Raw genomic sequence first — 582 nt, 5'->3', positions numbered from 1 at the left:
GCGGCGATGGAGCGCACGTTTGCCTTGATGGAGCGGGCGGCGCAGACGCCGGTGACCGTGTCCATCACGGGCGAGACGGGCACGGGCAAGGAGCTGGTGGCCCAGGCCGTGCACCTGAACTCGGCGCGGCGCCAGCAGCCCTTCGTGGCCGTGAACATGGCCGCCATTCCCGCCGAGCTGCTGGAGAGTGAGCTCTTCGGCCACGAGAAGGGCGCCTTCACCGGGGCCATCGGCCGCAAGATCGGCAAGTTTGAGCAGGCCCACGGGGGCACGCTGTTTCTGGATGAGATTGGCGAGCTGAGCCTGCCGCTGCAGGCCAAGCTGCTGCGCGTGCTGCAGGAGCGGGAGCTGCAGCGGGTGGGGGGCACGGAGCGCGTTAAGCTGGACGTGCGCCTGATTACGGCCACTCACCAGAACCTGGCCGAGCAGGTGCAGCGGCAGACCTTCCGCGAGGACTTGTACTACCGCGTCGTGGGCCTGCCCATCGAGCTGCCCCCGCTGCGCGAGCGGGGCCACGACATTCTGCTGCTGGCCCAGCATTTTCTGCTCGAGTTCTGCCGCGAATATCACCGACCCGTCCCC

At 68.4% G+C, this 582-nt stretch carries 1 protein-coding gene; it reads left to right on the top strand.

Going from position 1 to position 582, the window contains the following annotated elements; genetic code table 11:
• The coding region (locus EI291_RS22540; protein ID WP_148103455.1) for a sigma 54-interacting transcriptional regulator at window positions 1-582 on the top strand (582 nt) is incomplete at both ends.

The organism is Hymenobacter rigui (assembly GCF_003944715.1).
GTDB lineage: Bacteria > Bacteroidota > Bacteroidia > Cytophagales > Hymenobacteraceae > Hymenobacter > Hymenobacter rigui.
The sequence above is the reverse complement of the archived record's forward strand: the minus strand, read 5'-3'. Positions and strand labels throughout refer to the sequence as shown.